The 14,486-nt window shown below is 59.0% G+C and carries 16 protein-coding genes; 7 read left to right on the forward strand and 9 right to left on the reverse strand.

Going from position 1 to position 14,486, the window contains the following annotated elements:
- Window positions 1-36: 36 nt before the first annotated feature.
- The 4 genes from QO231_RS05600 to rplM form a co-directional block, all read right to left on the reverse strand.
- A complete protein-coding gene (locus QO231_RS05600; protein ID WP_316774128.1) occupies window positions 37-1,527 on the reverse strand; it encodes a radical SAM/SPASM domain-containing protein in 1,491 nt (496 codons plus the stop codon).
- On the reverse strand, window positions 1,520-2,047 hold the full coding sequence (locus tag QO231_RS05605) for a type II CAAX prenyl endopeptidase Rce1 family protein (RefSeq protein WP_316774130.1): 528 nt from the start codon (window positions 2,045-2,047) through the stop codon (window positions 1,520-1,522). Before QO231_RS05605 ends, QO231_RS05600 begins: the two co-directional genes overlap by 8 nt.
- A gap of 793 nt (window positions 2,048-2,840) precedes the next feature.
- Window positions 2,841-3,329 (reverse strand): 30S ribosomal protein S9, encoded by a 489-nt coding sequence (gene rpsI / locus QO231_RS05610; RefSeq protein ID WP_316774133.1) that lies wholly within the window; start codon window positions 3,327-3,329, stop codon window positions 2,841-2,843.
- 6 nt (window positions 3,330-3,335) lie between these two features.
- Entirely contained in the window at window positions 3,336-3,794 is a 459-nt protein-coding gene (gene rplM / locus QO231_RS05615) for a 50S ribosomal protein L13 (protein WP_316774135.1), read from the reverse strand.
- Window positions 3,795-4,035: 241 nt separating this feature from the next.
- On the opposite strand from rplM, the gene QO231_RS05620 reads away from it, so the two are divergent.
- Window positions 4,036-4,197, forward strand: a complete 162-nt coding sequence (locus QO231_RS05620) for a hypothetical protein (protein ID WP_316774137.1) — start codon at window positions 4,036-4,038, stop codon at window positions 4,195-4,197.
- Entirely contained in the window at window positions 4,185-4,403 is a 219-nt protein-coding gene (locus QO231_RS05625) for a hypothetical protein (RefSeq protein WP_316774138.1), read from the forward strand. Before QO231_RS05620 ends, QO231_RS05625 begins: the two co-directional genes overlap by 13 nt.
- 7 nt (window positions 4,404-4,410) lie before the next feature.
- On the opposite strand, the gene QO231_RS05630 is transcribed toward QO231_RS05625, so the two are convergent.
- On the reverse strand, window positions 4,411-4,833 hold the full coding sequence (locus tag QO231_RS05630) for a PaaI family thioesterase (RefSeq protein WP_316774140.1): 423 nt from the start codon (window positions 4,831-4,833) through the stop codon (window positions 4,411-4,413).
- 41 nt (window positions 4,834-4,874) lie between these two features.
- On the opposite strand from QO231_RS05630, the gene QO231_RS05635 reads away from it, so the two are divergent.
- The 4 genes from QO231_RS05635 to gluQRS all read left to right on the forward strand — a co-directional run bounded on the left by QO231_RS05635 (window position 4,875) and on the right by gluQRS (window position 8,822).
- Entirely contained in the window at window positions 4,875-5,675 is an 801-nt protein-coding gene (locus tag QO231_RS05635) for an enoyl-CoA hydratase (protein ID WP_316774142.1), read from the forward strand.
- A gap of 258 nt (window positions 5,676-5,933) precedes the next feature.
- Complete coding sequence (gene trmFO / locus QO231_RS05640) at window positions 5,934-7,289, forward strand: methylenetetrahydrofolate--tRNA-(uracil(54)-C(5))-methyltransferase (FADH(2)-oxidizing) TrmFO (RefSeq protein WP_394356574.1); 1,356 nt, start codon at window positions 5,934-5,936, stop codon at window positions 7,287-7,289.
- A 22-nt stretch (window positions 7,290-7,311) separates the two neighbouring features.
- Entirely contained in the window at window positions 7,312-7,926 is a 615-nt protein-coding gene (locus tag QO231_RS05645) for a class I SAM-dependent DNA methyltransferase (RefSeq protein WP_316774146.1), read from the forward strand.
- Window positions 7,923-8,822, forward strand: a complete 900-nt coding sequence (gene gluQRS, locus QO231_RS05650; protein WP_316774147.1) for a tRNA glutamyl-Q(34) synthetase GluQRS — start codon at window positions 7,923-7,925, stop codon at window positions 8,820-8,822. The genes QO231_RS05645 and gluQRS overlap by 4 nt, the downstream gene beginning before the upstream one ends.
- 50 nt (window positions 8,823-8,872) lie before the next feature.
- Here the strand turns inward: gluQRS and hisI are convergent, their stop codons facing one another.
- On the reverse strand, window positions 8,873-9,232 hold the full coding sequence (gene hisI, locus QO231_RS05655; protein ID WP_316774149.1) for a phosphoribosyl-AMP cyclohydrolase: 360 nt from the start codon (window positions 9,230-9,232) through the stop codon (window positions 8,873-8,875).
- 67 nt (window positions 9,233-9,299) lie between these two features.
- Between hisI and QO231_RS05660 the strand changes: the two genes are divergently transcribed.
- Window positions 9,300-9,752: an iron-sulfur cluster assembly scaffold protein gene (locus QO231_RS05660; RefSeq protein WP_316774151.1), complete on the forward strand. Its 453-nt coding sequence runs from the start codon at window positions 9,300-9,302 to the stop codon at window positions 9,750-9,752.
- A gap of 196 nt (window positions 9,753-9,948) precedes the next feature.
- On the opposite strand, the gene QO231_RS05665 is transcribed toward QO231_RS05660, so the two are convergent.
- The 3 genes from QO231_RS05665 to ligA all read right to left on the reverse strand — a co-directional run bounded on the left by QO231_RS05665 (window position 9,949) and on the right by ligA (window position 14,366).
- A complete protein-coding gene (locus QO231_RS05665; RefSeq protein ID WP_316774153.1) occupies window positions 9,949-10,071 on the reverse strand; it encodes a hypothetical protein in 123 nt (40 codons plus the stop codon).
- A gap of 114 nt (window positions 10,072-10,185) precedes the next feature.
- Entirely contained in the window at window positions 10,186-12,276 is a 2,091-nt protein-coding gene (gene recG, locus QO231_RS05670) for an ATP-dependent DNA helicase RecG (RefSeq protein WP_316774155.1), read from the reverse strand.
- Window positions 12,273-14,366 (reverse strand): NAD-dependent DNA ligase LigA, encoded by a 2,094-nt coding sequence (gene ligA, locus QO231_RS05675; RefSeq protein ID WP_316774157.1) that lies wholly within the window; start codon window positions 14,364-14,366, stop codon window positions 12,273-12,275. The genes recG and ligA overlap by 4 nt, the downstream gene beginning before the upstream one ends.
- Window positions 14,367-14,486 lie beyond the last annotated feature (120 nt).

Genomic DNA, 14,486 nt, shown 5'->3' on the forward strand with positions numbered 1-14,486 from the left:
ACCGAAAATTGGTCCGGCGCCTCTTTTGGTGGCGCCTCAGGCGTTCGCCCTCAGCGCGTGATGGACAGCGCCCACGGAATCCAGCGTGTGCCGGTTGCCCGTCAGCAATCCATCATCGGTGACCGTTGGACTGTTTTTCTGATGCCAGTCGTCATCTGTGACGAACCCCCGCGCTTTCGCGCGAAGAAACAGTTGCTCGGCCATATTGAATTTCAAACTCGGGCAAGGCAGCTTGCCTGCCTCCCCCGACGCATAGTCATTGTGTACAAACTTGAACGCGCAGGCGCCGCCGCAGGAGGGCAGCAACTTGCAGCTTCCGCAAACTTCGTTTTCAAACGGGGACCAGTTGTTCCACATCGCCTCGGTCCCGGCGTCTTTCTTGCGGGTATTCCCCATGACACTGCCGACGCGCAAATTCGAGTCCATCACTGTGTCCCAGCATTTATGCAGGTCACCATTCGGGACGATCACATAGCTGTTGGGCTTGACCGCCGTGCACATCCCAAGGAACCGCGGCATCCTGGGCATCGCCATCAGCCCTTTTTCAAACGCCAGCGCCTGAAGGCGGTTTTCCACGTCCGCGTAATCGGTCTTGGACAGGCAACTGTCGCAACCACTGGAATTTTCCGCAACGCTTTCGACCGGTGCAAAATAAACCGATACCCCGGTTTTGAGGCTCAGCCCGTTCTGGTTCAGCACGTCGAGAACCGCGCGGGCCTCGCCTTCATTCTGACCGTCGATGTTCACCCGCACAGACACCTTCAGCAGCTTGCGCGCAGTGACAGCCTTGATGTTGTCGATGATCTTCTGGAACGTGCCGCGCCCGCTGGTCAGGTGACGGCGGCTGTCATGTGCTGCTTCATCCCCGTCAATGGTGATCTGGACCCGCGTCACCCGCGCTTTTTGCAGCTTTTCCGCCACCGGCACCGTCATCTTGTAGCCGTTCGAGATCATCATCGAACTGTATTTGATGCCGTTCTCGTCACAATGCCTGATCGCTTCGGCAGAAATGTCCCAGATCGCTTCCTGATCCATCAACGGCTCGCCGCCATACCAGGTCATGTGAAAGCTCTTCTTGCCCTGCAACCGATCCAGAACAAACGCCTTGGTCGCCGTCCGCACCTTTGGAGTCATCTTGGTGAGTGGTTTGTCGAGCCCCTGAAAACAGTAGTGACAGCCAAAATTGCAGGACAGTGTCGGCGCAATGGTCAGCATCATGTGTCCGTCATTGTGACGCACACGGTCATAGCTGGCGCGCACAACTTCCAATTCGTCGGCATCCGCATTGAGCACATAGCCGCCCTGCACAAAGCTGCGATAGACCGGCGAGAATGCCATGGTGCCGGAGATGGCCAGGTCTTTCCACAGCGCCATGTCCTCGGAATCCCAGATCGAGAAGGATTGCGAAACCGTGTTGTACGCCAGATGCCGGTCCCCCATCAGAGGGATCAGGATGGTGTATCGCGACGGTTTGATTTGCGTCGTCGCGTCCTGCGGAGTTTCGTTCTGGAATTGGCCGTCAGGCATAACGTGCCTCCCTTGAGGACGTGGCAAAGAGCATGAAAACCAATAGCGACAAGGCTGCCGATGCCGAGAAAAAATAGATCGAATAGGACCAGAGCTGGCTCTGGGCCAGTCCAAGCGACAAGACCTCGCCAAACAGGATCAAAGTTGCTCCATGCAGCGCGGCCACGATCCAGATGTTAGTCCCTATCAGGCGTAACGTCAGGTAATAGATTCCTGACCCTGCCACGATCAGGGCCTCGGGCACGCCGGCTGGCACATAGAAAATGAACAAGGCTAGTATCGAGATGACATAGACTGGCAGAATATCGCGGCCAAATGCCTTGATCACAACCTCGCGAAAGAACAAACCCTCGGCAACAACAACCAAAAGCACCTGCGCAAAAATTGTCTGAATGAGCGAATCGACGACAATCGGGTTCACATTGATCTGGATCAAGGCAAAGCCATAGGCGACCGGCACAATCCAGAGCAACGGCCCAAGAAACACCCCCAATGCGGTCCGGGGCCATGACCAGTTCAACCGTTCGCTTCCGTAGAGGGGGTCTTTGGGGCAGTGCATAGTCGTTATTAAGTCACTTCGCAGAAGAAGCAGGGCGCAAAGAGTAAGCGCGCCGTAGATAGTGATGGGTGTATCAGATGAGTTTAGCCCGAACACGCCATGCCGAAGGGTCTCTGACACCCCGACGAATATAAAAAAAATGATGGCATATGCGACTTGCACCGCTGCCTCCGGTCAAAAAAATCACTCATTCAAAACAGGCTCAGGATGCGGGACGTGCCCATGATTCGTAAAGCCTTTTTTGGGTTTTGCCGGCCAGATGTTCACATCTGTTCATGATTCACAGGTTTTTCGATCGATAGATTTCCCACATATCGGCACCCATGAAGGGCGTCCTACCATATTTAGAGCCGCCTTGTCCCTTTACGTGCATTGCTTGGCGAAGCTGACACAAATCGGGACAGTGTCAAAAAAACGTGACGCATTGTGTTGAATGACACCGTCAGCGGCCCTATCGCAGGCGCAAACCCCTACTCTATCGCCGTTTCGCGCTCGCGCCTGAAAGGTCCCGCACAAATTCGTAGAGTGTAATCAGGATGCGGTTGACAGTCTTGAACCCGCCATGAATTTGAAATGCGATTGAGACAGGCAATCTCCGTCTGTACTTCGCAAATGTTCCCGCGGCATGGCTGATATCGTGCCACATTCAGGCATTTCAGAGAAATCGCTCTCTGGCCGTGCCGTCTCTCTTGCTTCGATACAAAAAAAGGCCGCGCAATTTGCGCGACCTTTCGAGTCTGAATGCGATATGCGTCTAGCGCTTGGAGAACTGGAAGCTCTTGCGTGCCTTGGCCTTGCCGTATTTCTTGCGTTCCACGACGCGGCTGTCACGTGTAAGGAAGCCGGCCGCTTTCAGGGCGCCACGCAAGCTGGGATCATAAAGCTGCAGCGCCTTGGAAATGCCGTGCTTGACCGCACCGGCCTGACCGGAGAGGCCGCCGCCCTTGACGGTTGCACTGACGTCGAACTGATCTTCGACGCCGGCAATCGTGAAGGGTTGGCGCAAGATCATCTGCAGCACCGGGCGTGCGAAATAGGTCTTCAGTTCCTTGCCATTGACGGTGACCTTGCCGGAACCCGGCTTGATCCAGACACGGGCAACCGCGTCTTTCCGCTTGCCGGTGGCATAGGACCGACCCAGATTGTCGCGAACGGGCTCGCGCGCAATGGTTTCCACGGCCGGAGCCGTTTCGAGACCGGCGACCTGGTTCAGGTCTTCGAGTGTGTTGATTTCTTCAGACATGACTCATCAGCTCCGGGTGTTTTTCTTGTTCATGGATTTGACATCCAGAACTTCGGGGCTTTGCGCCTCGTGGGGGTGATCGGTGCCTGCATAGACGCGCAGGTTGGTCATGACCTGGCGGCTCAGACGGTTGCCGGGCAGCATCCGCTTGACGGCCTGCGTGACAACGCGCTCAGGGTGGGCACCTTCGAGGATCTGCTGCTTGGTGCGGCTCTTGATCCCGCCGGGGTGGCCGGTGTGCCAATAGAAGTTCTCGTCGCGCTTCTTGCCGGTCATCTGCACTTTTTCGGCGTTGATGATGATGACATTGTCGCCCATATCCATATGCGGAGTGAAGGACGCTTTGTGCTTGCCGCGCAGACGCGTGGCAACAATCGACGCAAGACGACCCAGAACAACGCCTTCGGCGTCGATCAGGATCCATTTCTTGTCGATATCTGCTGGTGTGGCAGAAAAGGTTTTCATGGCAGGGGTTTCCTGTTTGACGTGAAAAGCGGGCGCAACGCGCACCCACCTGAATTCGATGGACGGGGTTTACGTCCAGACCAGACCACAGTCAAGAGCCACCATCATCACTTTATTCCGCTTTTTCAACACCTTATAAATTGGGTATCATTTTACCCCAACCACAACCTGCAATAAGACCCTTCTTTATGTGCGGCAGCGCCGGTATGATCGCAGCGTTGCATTGTCACAGGACAGTCGCATGACCCAAACCATCGAGGAAACCGGTGCCACCTATGGCGTCGCGTGGCTCGAAACCGATCCGGACAGGCGCGCAACGCTTCTGGCCCGGGCGTGGGCGGAAAGCGGAACATACAAGGTCCGCAGAACACGACGAACGGATGACAGGAATTGGACGCACTGATCGCAGGATTTCAGGCGGGTTCGGATGGCGCACGGATTGAACTGACCAGCAAACTGCTGACACACAATGATCATGTTTACTTCACTTGGCAAATGGTCACGGCAGAGGGAAAGGTCGCCATCACCGGGATCGATTTCGGAACCCCGGACGCAGAGGGCAAGCTGGCACAGATCATCGACTTTTTCGGCGCGCCCGAGCCACTCTGACCTCGGGCTAGCGCGACGGCGGGATCGAATAGGTCAGGCTCGCCCGCGCAACGGGTTTGTCCGTCCCTTCGGAATAGATCAGTACATCAGTGACAGCGAGCGCCCGCCCCAGCTTGAGAAGGGTGCCTTTCGCAATCAGATCACGTCCGGCTTCGGGCTTGCGCATGAAATCCATCGAAATGTTGGTGGTCACCGCCAGCGCCTCTTTCCCGATCGGCGCCATGGTCGCCACATAAGCGGTGATATCCGCAAGTGCGAACATCGACGGGCCAGACACAGTGCCACCGGGGCGCAAATGATGATCAGCCGTAAAAAGCCGCATGGTCACGGTTTCACCGTCCAAATGATCAATGGCATAATCGCCTCTGACCTGCGGAAATACCTCGTTGAGGAATTCCATCATCTCGGATGGCGTGAATTTGGGCTGCATGCTTTCCTCCGATGCGTTTGGCGCATAACGTCACCGCAAATATGAGTGAGGGCAAGATGACAATATTGGAACGTAGCGACACCGGGGCCGTGGCGCACCTGAAGATGAACGCGCCCGAGCGCCTCAACGCGCTGTCTGATGAGATGATCGCCGCCTTCCAGGCCGAATTTGACGTGCTGAGAGAAGACAATAGCGTTCGGGCGGTGGTGATCTCGGGCGCGGGCAAGGCGTTTTGCGCAGGCCACGATCTCAAGCAGATGACCGCCGGACGCCAGAGCGAGGACGGCGGGCGTGCCTATTTCGGCGACCTGTTCAACCGCTGCGCCGCGATGATGCTGAGTATCCGGTCCCTGCCCCAGCCGGTGATCGCGCAAGCGCACGGGATCGCGACCGCTGCGGGATGCCAATTGGTGGCCTCCTGCGATCTGGCGGTTGCGGCAGAAGACACGCGTTTTGGTGTCAATGGGGTCAATATCGGCCTGTTCTGCTCGACACCGATGGTGGCATTGTCACGAAATATTCCGCGAAAACAGGCTTTTGAGATGCTGACCACTGGCCAATTCATCGACGCCCCGCGTGCCGAGACCCTCGGCCTGATCAACCGATCGGTGCCTGCCGACCGGCTGGCCAGCGAAACGGCCGATCTTGCCAACACGTTGGCGACCAAACTTGGCGCAGCGGTCAAGATCGGCAAACACGCGTTCTATGAGCAGCTTGAGCAGCCTCTGGAGCAAGCCTATGCCTATTGTGGTGACGTGATGGTGCAGAACATGATGATTCGCGACACCGAGGAGGGAATCGCGGCTTTCATCGACAAGCGGATGCCCGATTGGGATCAGTAGACCCGCAAAATTATAGCCGTAGTTCATGCCGTTTACCTTTCGTTAACCCAGGGCTTTCAAAAGGGCCGGGACTGTGTCAAATTTTATCTAAGGGTTAGGCCCTTGCGAAAATCGGTCGCCGCTGAATGAAAGTCCCTCCAGACTGGTTCTCTCACCAGTTCGATGGTTTTCAGCGGCGACCGTCGCCGTTTCCCGGCCCTGCCGGCATTTCCCACGTACCAGTTGCGCTGTGCGGGCACCTGCCCTACATGGCCTGTCATGACAGCAGTTCTACATATCGTCGGCGGTGGCATGGCCGGCTCCGAGGCGGCCTGGCAGGCGGCACAAATGGGCGTGGACGTGATCATTCACGAGATGCGGCCCAAGGTCGGGACCTTTGCCCACAAGACCGGCAATTTGGCCGAGATGGTGTGCTCCAACTCGTTCCGTTCGGACGATTCCGAACAGAATGCGGTCGGACTACTGCATTGGGAAATGCGCGCCGCTGGCGGTTTGATCATGTCGGCCGCCGATGCCCATCGCCTGCCCGCCGGTGGTGCGCTCGCCGTGGATCGCGACATCTTTGCACAATCCGTAACCGCCCGGCTCATGGCGCACCCGCGTGTCACGGTGTCCTATGAGGAAATCACCACCCTGCCCGAGGCAGGAAGCTGGATCGTTGCAACCGGCCCGCTGACATCTGCCGGGCTGGGTGCCGCCATTCAGGCAGAGACAGGACGCGAAGCACTGGCGTTCTTCGACGCCATTGCCCCGATCGTCTATTTCGACAGTATCGACATGTCCAAGGCCTGGATGCAGTCGCGCTATGACAAGGGCGAGACCGAGCAAGAGCGCACAGCCTATCTCAACTGTCCAATGGACAAGGCGCAATACGAAGCGTTCATCGACGCGTTGCTCGCCGCGGAAAAGACCGAGTTTCACGACGGTGAAACTGCGGGCTATTTTGACGGGTGTCTGCCGATCGAAGTCATGGCTGAACGCGGTCGTGAAACCCCGCGCCACGGCCCGATGAAGCCCGTCGGCCTGACCAACCCGCATCAACCCGAGATCAAGGCCCACGCCGTGGTCCAACTGCGTCGCGACAACGCGCTCGGAACGCTCTACAATATCGTCGGCTTCCAGACCAAGATGAAATATGGTGCACAGACCGAGGTGCTGCGCATGATCCCCGGTCTGGAAGATGCCATATTCGCCCGCCTTGGCGGCATTCATCGCAATACCTTCCTGAATTCGCCCCGCCTGCTGGATGACCGCATGCGCCTGAAATCGCGCCCGAATATCCGCTTTGCCGGACAGATCACCGGGGTTGAAGGCTATGTGGAAAGCGCAGCAATGGGTCTGCTTGCAGGACGCATGGTCGCGGCCGAGTTGCTGGGTCAAAGCATCGCCCCACCGTCGCCAATGACCGCCACGGGCGCCTTGATCACCCATATCACCGGGGGTGCCGATGCCAAGACGTTTCAGCCGATGAACGTGAATTTCGGCCTGTTCCCCCCGGTCGAGGGGATGAAGGGCGGTCGTCGGGGGCGCAAGGATCGCTACAAGGCCTACACCGACCGGGCCAAGGAGCATTGGCACGCGTGGCTGGGGCAAACAGCACTGGACGCGGCCTGAACTTGCCCCCTACTCTTGCGATATGACCAACGGATTCCTCGACAAGGCCTATGGCGCGCGCGATGCCGCCAGCACCCGAAAGCTTTATGATGACTGGGCCGCCAGCTACGAGGCGGAAATCGGCAAAAACGGCTATGCCACGCCGGGCCGCTGCGCCGCCGCACTGCGGGCCCAAAGCAAGGATCCGCACCAGCCGATACTCGATTTCGGTTGCGGCACCGGGCTTTCAGGACTGGCGCTCAAGCTGCAAGGCTTCAGCAGCATTGACGGCGTCGACCTCTCTGCCGAAATGCTGGAACAGGCCCGTACTAAGAAGCTCTACCGCAACCTCGAACAGATCGCGGCCGATGCGCCCCTGCCCAATACGCCGGGCGATTATGCGGCGATTGCGGCCATCGGGGTCATCGGCGCGGGAGCAGCCCCAATTTCAGCCTTCGACACGATGATGGCGGGGCTGGCAACCGGTGGCTTGCTCGTGTTCTCCTTCAATGACCACGCGCTTCAGGATCCTGCAAACGAAGGCAGGCTGAATGAATACCTCGACTGCGGTGCAGCCCGGCTACTGTTCAGAGAGTATGGCGACCACTTGCCTGGCATCAACCTCAAGTGCAACGTCTATGTTGTTGAAAAATTGTGAATTTCATCACAAGATTTGCTCCATCCCCGACCGGACCCCTGCATCTTGGCCATGCCTATTCCGCGTTCCTCGCCCATGACATGGCAACCGCCAGAGGCGGGCAATTCCTGTTGCGGATCGAAGATATCGATCAATCTCGCTCCCGCCCGGAATGGGAAACGGCAATCTACGATGATCTCCACTGGCTCGGTCTGAATTGGCCCAGCCCCGTGCTACGTCAGTCAGAGCGCGGTGAGGCCTATACAGACGCACTGAACCAACTTTGGGCATGGGGGTTGCTCTATCCCTGCACATGCTCACGCCGTGATATCGAAACCGCCGCCTCCGCACCGCAGGAAGGCGCGCCCATTCATGGTCCGGATGGTCTGATTTACCCCGGCACCTGCAGGCCGCAAACGCCTGACACAACGCTGCCTTACCCGAAAAACTCCGCGCTGCGCCTCGACATCAGCCGCGCGCTGGCCGCTGTGGCACAAAATCCGCTTCATTTCACAGAAACCGGAGCGGGATCCGATGGCGAGCACGGTGCCATTCACATTCCGGGAACGGACCTTCTGACCACCGTCGGTGACGTGGTGCTGCTGCGTCGCGACATGGGTACATCTTATCATTTGTCTGTCGTGCTGGACGACGCCGCCCAGCGTATCACCCACGTGGTGCGGGGGCAGGATCTGTTTGAGGCCACACAAATCCACGTCCTTCTGCAGCACCTTCTCGACCTGCCAACTCCGGTCTATCACCACCACCGCCTGATCCGCGACGCGGCGGGAAAGCGTCTGGCCAAACGCGATGACGCGCGCGCCATCTCAAAATTCCGTGCTGAAGGGGCCACCCCCGCTGACATCCGCGCCATGGTTGGACTCCGAGCGACCTTGGCCCCTTCATCTTTGCAATAAATACTCCGGGGAGTTTGAGGGGCAGCGCCCCTCATCCGACAAGGGACTCTTCAGCCTTCCGGCGCCATCAGTTCAAACTCGCTCCCGTCCCGCACCGCAGTATAAAAACAACTCCGCCGGTTTGTATGACAGGCGGGACCGGTCTGGCGAACCGTCACCAACACGCAATCGCGGTCGCAATCAAACCGAAACTCGACAAGCGCCTGCACGTGCCCAGAGCTTTCACCTTTGACCCAGAAGGCTTGCCGCGACCGGGACCAATAGGTCACCCGCCCTGTCGCCAGCGTCCTTTGAACAGACTCGGCATTCATCCAGGCCATCATCAGGACTTCGCCGGTTTCACAATCCTGTGCGATCGCCGGAATTAACCCGGCATCATTATAGACCAAGGTATCGGGTTCAAACGGCATGGCGGAAAACCTTTTGCATCACGGATTTGCGGCCTTATGTAGGGGGAAGACAGCAAGAGGGAAAGACATGTCCGGCGACACCGACCTGATCAAGCTCTACTCGGCCCGCATTCTCGCGCTGGCCGCCGACATTCCGCATCTTGATCGGCTCGATTCCCCTGACGCCACGGTAAAGAAGCGGTCGCCGCTCTGCGGGTCGACTGTTACGGTTGATGTCTGCGTCGCTAACGGGCGGATCACGGATTTCGGACAAGACGTGAAGGCCTGCGCGCTTGGACAGGCCTCTGCGTCTGTTGTCGGGAGTGCCATCATCGGCACGACGCGCGCGCAGATTGAAACCGCGCGCGATCAGCTCAAGGCGATGCTCAAACAGGATGGTCCGGTCCCTGACGCGCCGTTTGACGGTCTCGAAGTGCTGATCCCTGCGCGCGACTACAAGAACCGCCACGCTTCGATCCTTCTGGCGCTTGAGGCAACCGCCGAGGCCATCGAACAGGCCGAACAGGCCAACTGCGCCTGATCCCCCAAAAAAAGCCGCCGCGCATCCCGGGCGGATGGCGGCGGCAGTCAAAGCTCTCTCATGCGGGATCCGGAGCGACCGGTGGACCCAAGAGGCATGGATCCGAGGGGAACAGGACAGGACCCCTTTGCATCGATATGGGACGTGATGCAGGTCGTCCGGCATGAGATTGCAGGCAGAAACAGAGGAACTCGTATCAGTAAAGTCCGGGCAGATGCAGCGCGACCACCAACATGACAACCAACGCCCCGGCCCCGATTGCGTCCTGCAACAGCGTGTCCTGCGTGCGGTGAAGGACGATCTTGATCTGGCTCATCATGGCATTTGCTCTCTTGGTCAGTCGTTAAGCATTTGTTGACCTTTTGTTCTCATTTTGAGGTGCTATTGTAAAGAACTTTTTAAGAACATTTGCGAACTTTTTGGCATTCCGTGGCTAACCCACTGAAATCAAACGGATCGCGCGATCCTGCCGCATCAGCCACAATAACACCCGCGCCGCACGCCCCCGCTGGGAACTCAGATCAGGGTCTTTGGCCAGCAATGCCCGGGCATCGCTTTGGGCCACGGCCATCAGGCTCGCCTGTCGTTCCAGGTCGGCAATCTGAAAGCGTGGCAGCCCAGACTGTGCGGTGCCGATGACATCGCCGGCCCCGCGCAGGGCCAAATCGGTTTCGGCGATGACGAACCCATCCTCGGTTTCGCGCAGCACCTCCAAGCGCTTGCGCCCGCCCTCGGACAAGGGCGGCTGATACATCAGCAAACAGGTGGATTGCGCCGAGCCTCGTCCAACTCGGCCGCGAAGCTGGTGCAACTGTGCCAACCCAAAGGTCTCTGCCCGCTCGATCACCATGATTGTCGCGTTCAGCACGTTCACCCCGACTTCTATCACCGTGGTTGCGACCAGAACCTTGGTTTCGCCAGCTTGAAAAGCCGCCATCGCGGCATCCTTGTCCGCAGGGGGCATCTGGCCGTGCACCAACCCCACGACCCCGTCGCCCAGCACGGCGCGCAACCGCTTGAACCTATCCTCGGCAGAAGTCAGATCCACGATTTCGGACTCTTCGACAAGCGGACAGACCCAATAGCATTGCCGTCCGTCCTCAATCGCACCGCGCAGGTGTCCGGTCACTTCATCCATGCGTTCGGTGCTGACAACGGCGGTCTTGATCGGCTTGCGCCCCGGAGGCTTTTCATCCAGCACCGATACGTCCATGTCGCCATACTGCGCCAACGCGAGGCTGCGCGGAATCGGCGTTGCGGTCATCACCAGCGCATCCGCAGCCACACCCTTCTCTGCGAGTTCCAGCCGCTGTCGCACACCGAACCGATGCTGCTCGTCAATAATCGCCAGCCGCAGATCGCAAAACGTCACATCCGGTTGAAACACGGCGTGGGTTCCCACCAGGATCTGTATCTTGCCCTCCGAAAGCGCCGCCAGCTTGGCCCTGCGTTCGCCTCCCTTGTCGCGGCCGGTCAGGATTTCCAGCACGACACCGGCGTCCTCCGCCAGAGGTCGCAGCGCTTGCAGGTGCTGGCGTGCGAGGATTTCGGTCGGGGCCATCATCACACCCTGCCCGCCGGCCTCGACCGCGACCAGCAAAGCAATGAACGCCACAAGCGTTTTGCCTGCCCCCACATCCCCCTGCAACAGCCGGTTCATCCGCTGAGGCGCCGCCATGTCGGCAGCGATCTCCTCGAATGCCCTGGATTGCGCAGAGGTTGGGCGATAGGGCAATGATTGCAATACTTTGCCTTGCAAATCTCCGGTGCCTCGGGTTACGATACCCCGCGCCTTTCGTTCCCTCTGCCGAGCCAGCGCCAACGTCAATTGATGCGCCATCAATTCGTCATAAGCCAGGCGCGCACGCGCGGGCGTGGTGGCCAGGACATCATCCAGGCCCGCAGGTGCATGGACTGCGCGTATCGCCGTGGCCCAATCGGGCCAGCCCTGGCGCTCTGCCTGATCGGCATCAATCCATTCCGCCAACTCTGGCAGCCGCGTCAGCGCCCCTTGCACAGCCTTGTAGACGGTCTTTTGCGTTACACCTTGGGTCAGGTGATACACGGGTTCAAACTCCGGGATCTCCCCGGCCTCATCCGGGGGAAACATATGGTCAGGGTGCACCATCTGCGCCATGCCATCGAACAGTTCGAGCTTGCCTGATACCACCCGCCGCGCGCCTTCGGGCAATTGCCGTTTCAGGAAATCGCCGCGCGCATGAAAAAACACCAATTGAAAATCCGCCTCGGCATCCTCGACATGAACCCGATACGCCCCGCCACGCCCCGAGGACGGTCGATGCGCGCCAACCGTCACTTCGACCGTCAGCGTGCAGGGTAAATCCACCCCTTTGATCGTGTTCCGACGACGCCGATCCACAACCGCATAAGGCAATGAAAACAGCAGGTCGCGAGGCGTTTCAAATCCAAGTTGTCCGAATTGTTGCGCCGTTTTCCGGCCGACGCCCGGCAATGTTTCCAGATCCGCAAACAGCGGAAAAAGCGGCTCCGGTCGTCCGCTCATGCCGCGCCGATCAACTGTAGCCAACCGTCTTCATCCAGCGTCTCAATCCCCAGTTCAATTGCCTTCTTGGCCTTGGAGCCTGCGCCCGGACCGGCGACCAGAAGATCGGTCTTGGCACTCACCGATCCGGACACCTTTGCCCCCAATGCCTCGGCGCGTGCCTTGGCCTCGGCGCGGGTCATCTTTTCCAGCGTTCCCGTGAACACAACGGTCTTGCCCGCCACCGGGCTGCCGGATGTATCGGGCCGTTTCGCTTCCTTGACGGTCAGATGCGCCACCAGCCGGTCGATGGACGCCCGTTCGTTTTCCTGCGCGAATGCCGTCACCAGCGATGTCGCCATGACCACGCCAACGCCGTCAATGGACAATAGATCGTCCCAGTCGGGCCCCTCTTTCGGGCCGGCGCGGGTCATCGCGGTCTCAAACGCGCTCCACGTGCCAAAATGCGTCGCCAAGAGGTTCGACGCCGCCTCACCCACATGACGAAGCCCCAGAGCAAAGATCAGCCGCCCAAGAGGAATGCTGCGCTTGTCCTCAATCGCTTCAAAGAGGTTCGCTGCGGATTTCTCGCCCCATCCTTCACGGTTCCTGAGTTGCTGCATACCGCTGCCATATCGATCGCGCAGCGTGAAGATGTCGGCCGGTTCCTTGACCCATCCGTCCAGATAGAACTGTTCGACCTGCTTGGCGCCAAGCCCCTCGATATCGAAGGCGGCGCGCGACACGAAATGTTTCAGCTTTTCAACAGCCTGCGCAGGGCAGATCATTCCACCGGAACAGCGTCGCACCGCATCACCCTCTTCGCGAATCGCTTCGCTGCCGCATTCCGGGCAAAGCGTCGGAAACTGGTAGGGCTGCGTCTCTGCCGGGCGCTTGTTCAGATCGAGATCGGCAACTTTGGGAATCACATCGCCGGCCCGATAGACCTGCACCCAATCACCGACACGAATGTCCTTGCCGCCCCGGATCTCCTGGCCTCGCGCATCCCGACCGGCGATATAGTCTTCGTTGTGCAAGGTCGCGTTGGACACCACGACTCCGCCCACGGTGACAGGCATCAACCGCGCCACCGGGCTGAGAGCACCGGTCCGTCCGACCTGAACGTCGATCGCTTCCAGCCGGGTCCAGGCAAGCTCTGCGGGAAATTTGTGCGCAATCGCCCAGCGAGGTGTTGTGGACCGGAACCCAAGCCGCCCCTGCAGCGCCAGATCATTGACCTTGTAGACCACCCCGTCGATGTCATAGCCCAATGTCGCGCGTTGTGCTTCGATCTCGGCGTAATGCCCGATCATCTCTTCGGGTCCGGCGCAGAGTTTGGTCAAGGGATTGGTGGCAAATCCCATCTTCGCCAAACGTGTCATTGCGCCCATCTGGGTCTCTGCCAAGGGCTTGGAGAATTCACCCCAGCTATAGGCAAAAAACCGCAATGGCCGTGACTTTGTAATGCCGGCATCCAGCTGACGCAGTGACCCCGCAGCCGCGTTGCGTGGATTGGCAAACCGCTTGCCGCCACTGTGGTCTTGCCGCGCATTCAGGGCCGCAAAATCCGGATGCGACATATAGACCTCGCCGCGCACCTCAAGAACCGCGGGCGCGCCGCTCAGTTTATCGGGGATATCATCAATGGTGCGAGCATTGGCGGTCACGTTTTCGCCGACCGAACCATCTCCGCGCGTTGCGGCCTCCAGCAGCACACCGTTTTCATACCGCAAGGACAAGGACAAACCGTCGATCTTGGGTTCTGCCGTATAGGCGAGCGGATCGGACGCGGACATCCCCAGATATTTGCGAATGCTGCTATCAAATGCCGTGACCTCGCCCGCATCGAACGCATTGCCCAGCGACAGCATCCGCACCCTGTGGGCAACCTTGGCAAAGCCGTCGCCAACGCGGGCACCGACTTGCTCTGACGGGCTGTCTTCACGCTTGAGATCAGGGAAGCGCGCCTCGATTTCGGCATTGCGACGTCGCAGAGCGTCGTAATCTGCGTCCGACAATTCAGGCGCATCAGAAATGTAGTAGGCAGCGTTTGCCGACTCAAGCAGTGCCGCGAGACGGGACAGTTCCGCCCTGGCCTCGTCGGCAGTCATCTGCTCTATGTTCTTATGCTCTGTCAAAACTCCGCCCCACACCGGTTTTCAGACCAGTGATAGGGCGCAGCATGGGTCAGGTCCAGATCGCAATCGTTGTGAGTGGTGGTACCAACCCCG

The sequence above is a fragment of the Sedimentitalea todarodis genome, assembly GCF_032595355.1.
GTDB classification, from domain to species: Bacteria; Pseudomonadota; Alphaproteobacteria; order Rhodobacterales; family Rhodobacteraceae; genus Sedimentitalea; species Sedimentitalea todarodis.

What these genes read in the sequence shown, in the direction of transcription:
- QO231_RS05600 (WP_316774128.1), bottom strand. Translation starts at nt 1,527, where the DNA reads ATGCCTGACGGCCAATTCCAGAACGAAACTCCGCAGGACGCGACGACG.
- rpsI (WP_316774133.1), bottom strand. Translation starts at nt 3,329, where the DNA reads ATGTCTGAAGAAATCAACACACTCGAAGACCTGAACCAGGTCGCCGGT.
- rplM (WP_316774135.1), bottom strand. Translation starts at nt 3,794, where the DNA reads ATGAAAACCTTTTCTGCCACACCAGCAGATATCGACAAGAAATGGATC.
- QO231_RS05620 (WP_316774137.1), top strand. Translation starts at nt 4,036, where the DNA reads ATGACCCAAACCATCGAGGAAACCGGTGCCACCTATGGCGTCGCGTGG.
- QO231_RS05630 (WP_316774140.1), bottom strand. Translation starts at nt 4,833, where the DNA reads ATGCAGCCCAAATTCACGCCATCCGAGATGATGGAATTCCTCAACGAG.
- QO231_RS05635 (WP_316774142.1), top strand. Translation starts at nt 4,875, where the DNA reads ATGAGTGAGGGCAAGATGACAATATTGGAACGTAGCGACACCGGGGCC.
- trmFO (WP_394356574.1), top strand. Translation starts at nt 5,934, where the DNA reads ATGACAGCAGTTCTACATATCGTCGGCGGTGGCATGGCCGGCTCCGAG.
- QO231_RS05645 (WP_316774146.1), top strand. Translation starts at nt 7,312, where the DNA reads ATGACCAACGGATTCCTCGACAAGGCCTATGGCGCGCGCGATGCCGCC.
- hisI (WP_316774149.1), bottom strand. Translation starts at nt 9,232, where the DNA reads ATGCCGTTTGAACCCGATACCTTGGTCTATAATGATGCCGGGTTAATT.
- QO231_RS05660 (WP_316774151.1), top strand. Translation starts at nt 9,300, where the DNA reads ATGTCCGGCGACACCGACCTGATCAAGCTCTACTCGGCCCGCATTCTC.
- QO231_RS05665 (WP_316774153.1), bottom strand. Translation starts at nt 10,071, where the DNA reads ATGATGAGCCAGATCAAGATCGTCCTTCACCGCACGCAGGACACGCTG.
- recG (WP_316774155.1), bottom strand. Translation starts at nt 12,276, where the DNA reads ATGAGCGGACGACCGGAGCCGCTTTTTCCGCTGTTTGCGGATCTGGAA.
- ligA (WP_316774157.1), bottom strand. Translation starts at nt 14,366, where the DNA reads ATGACTGCCGACGAGGCCAGGGCGGAACTGTCCCGTCTCGCGGCACTG.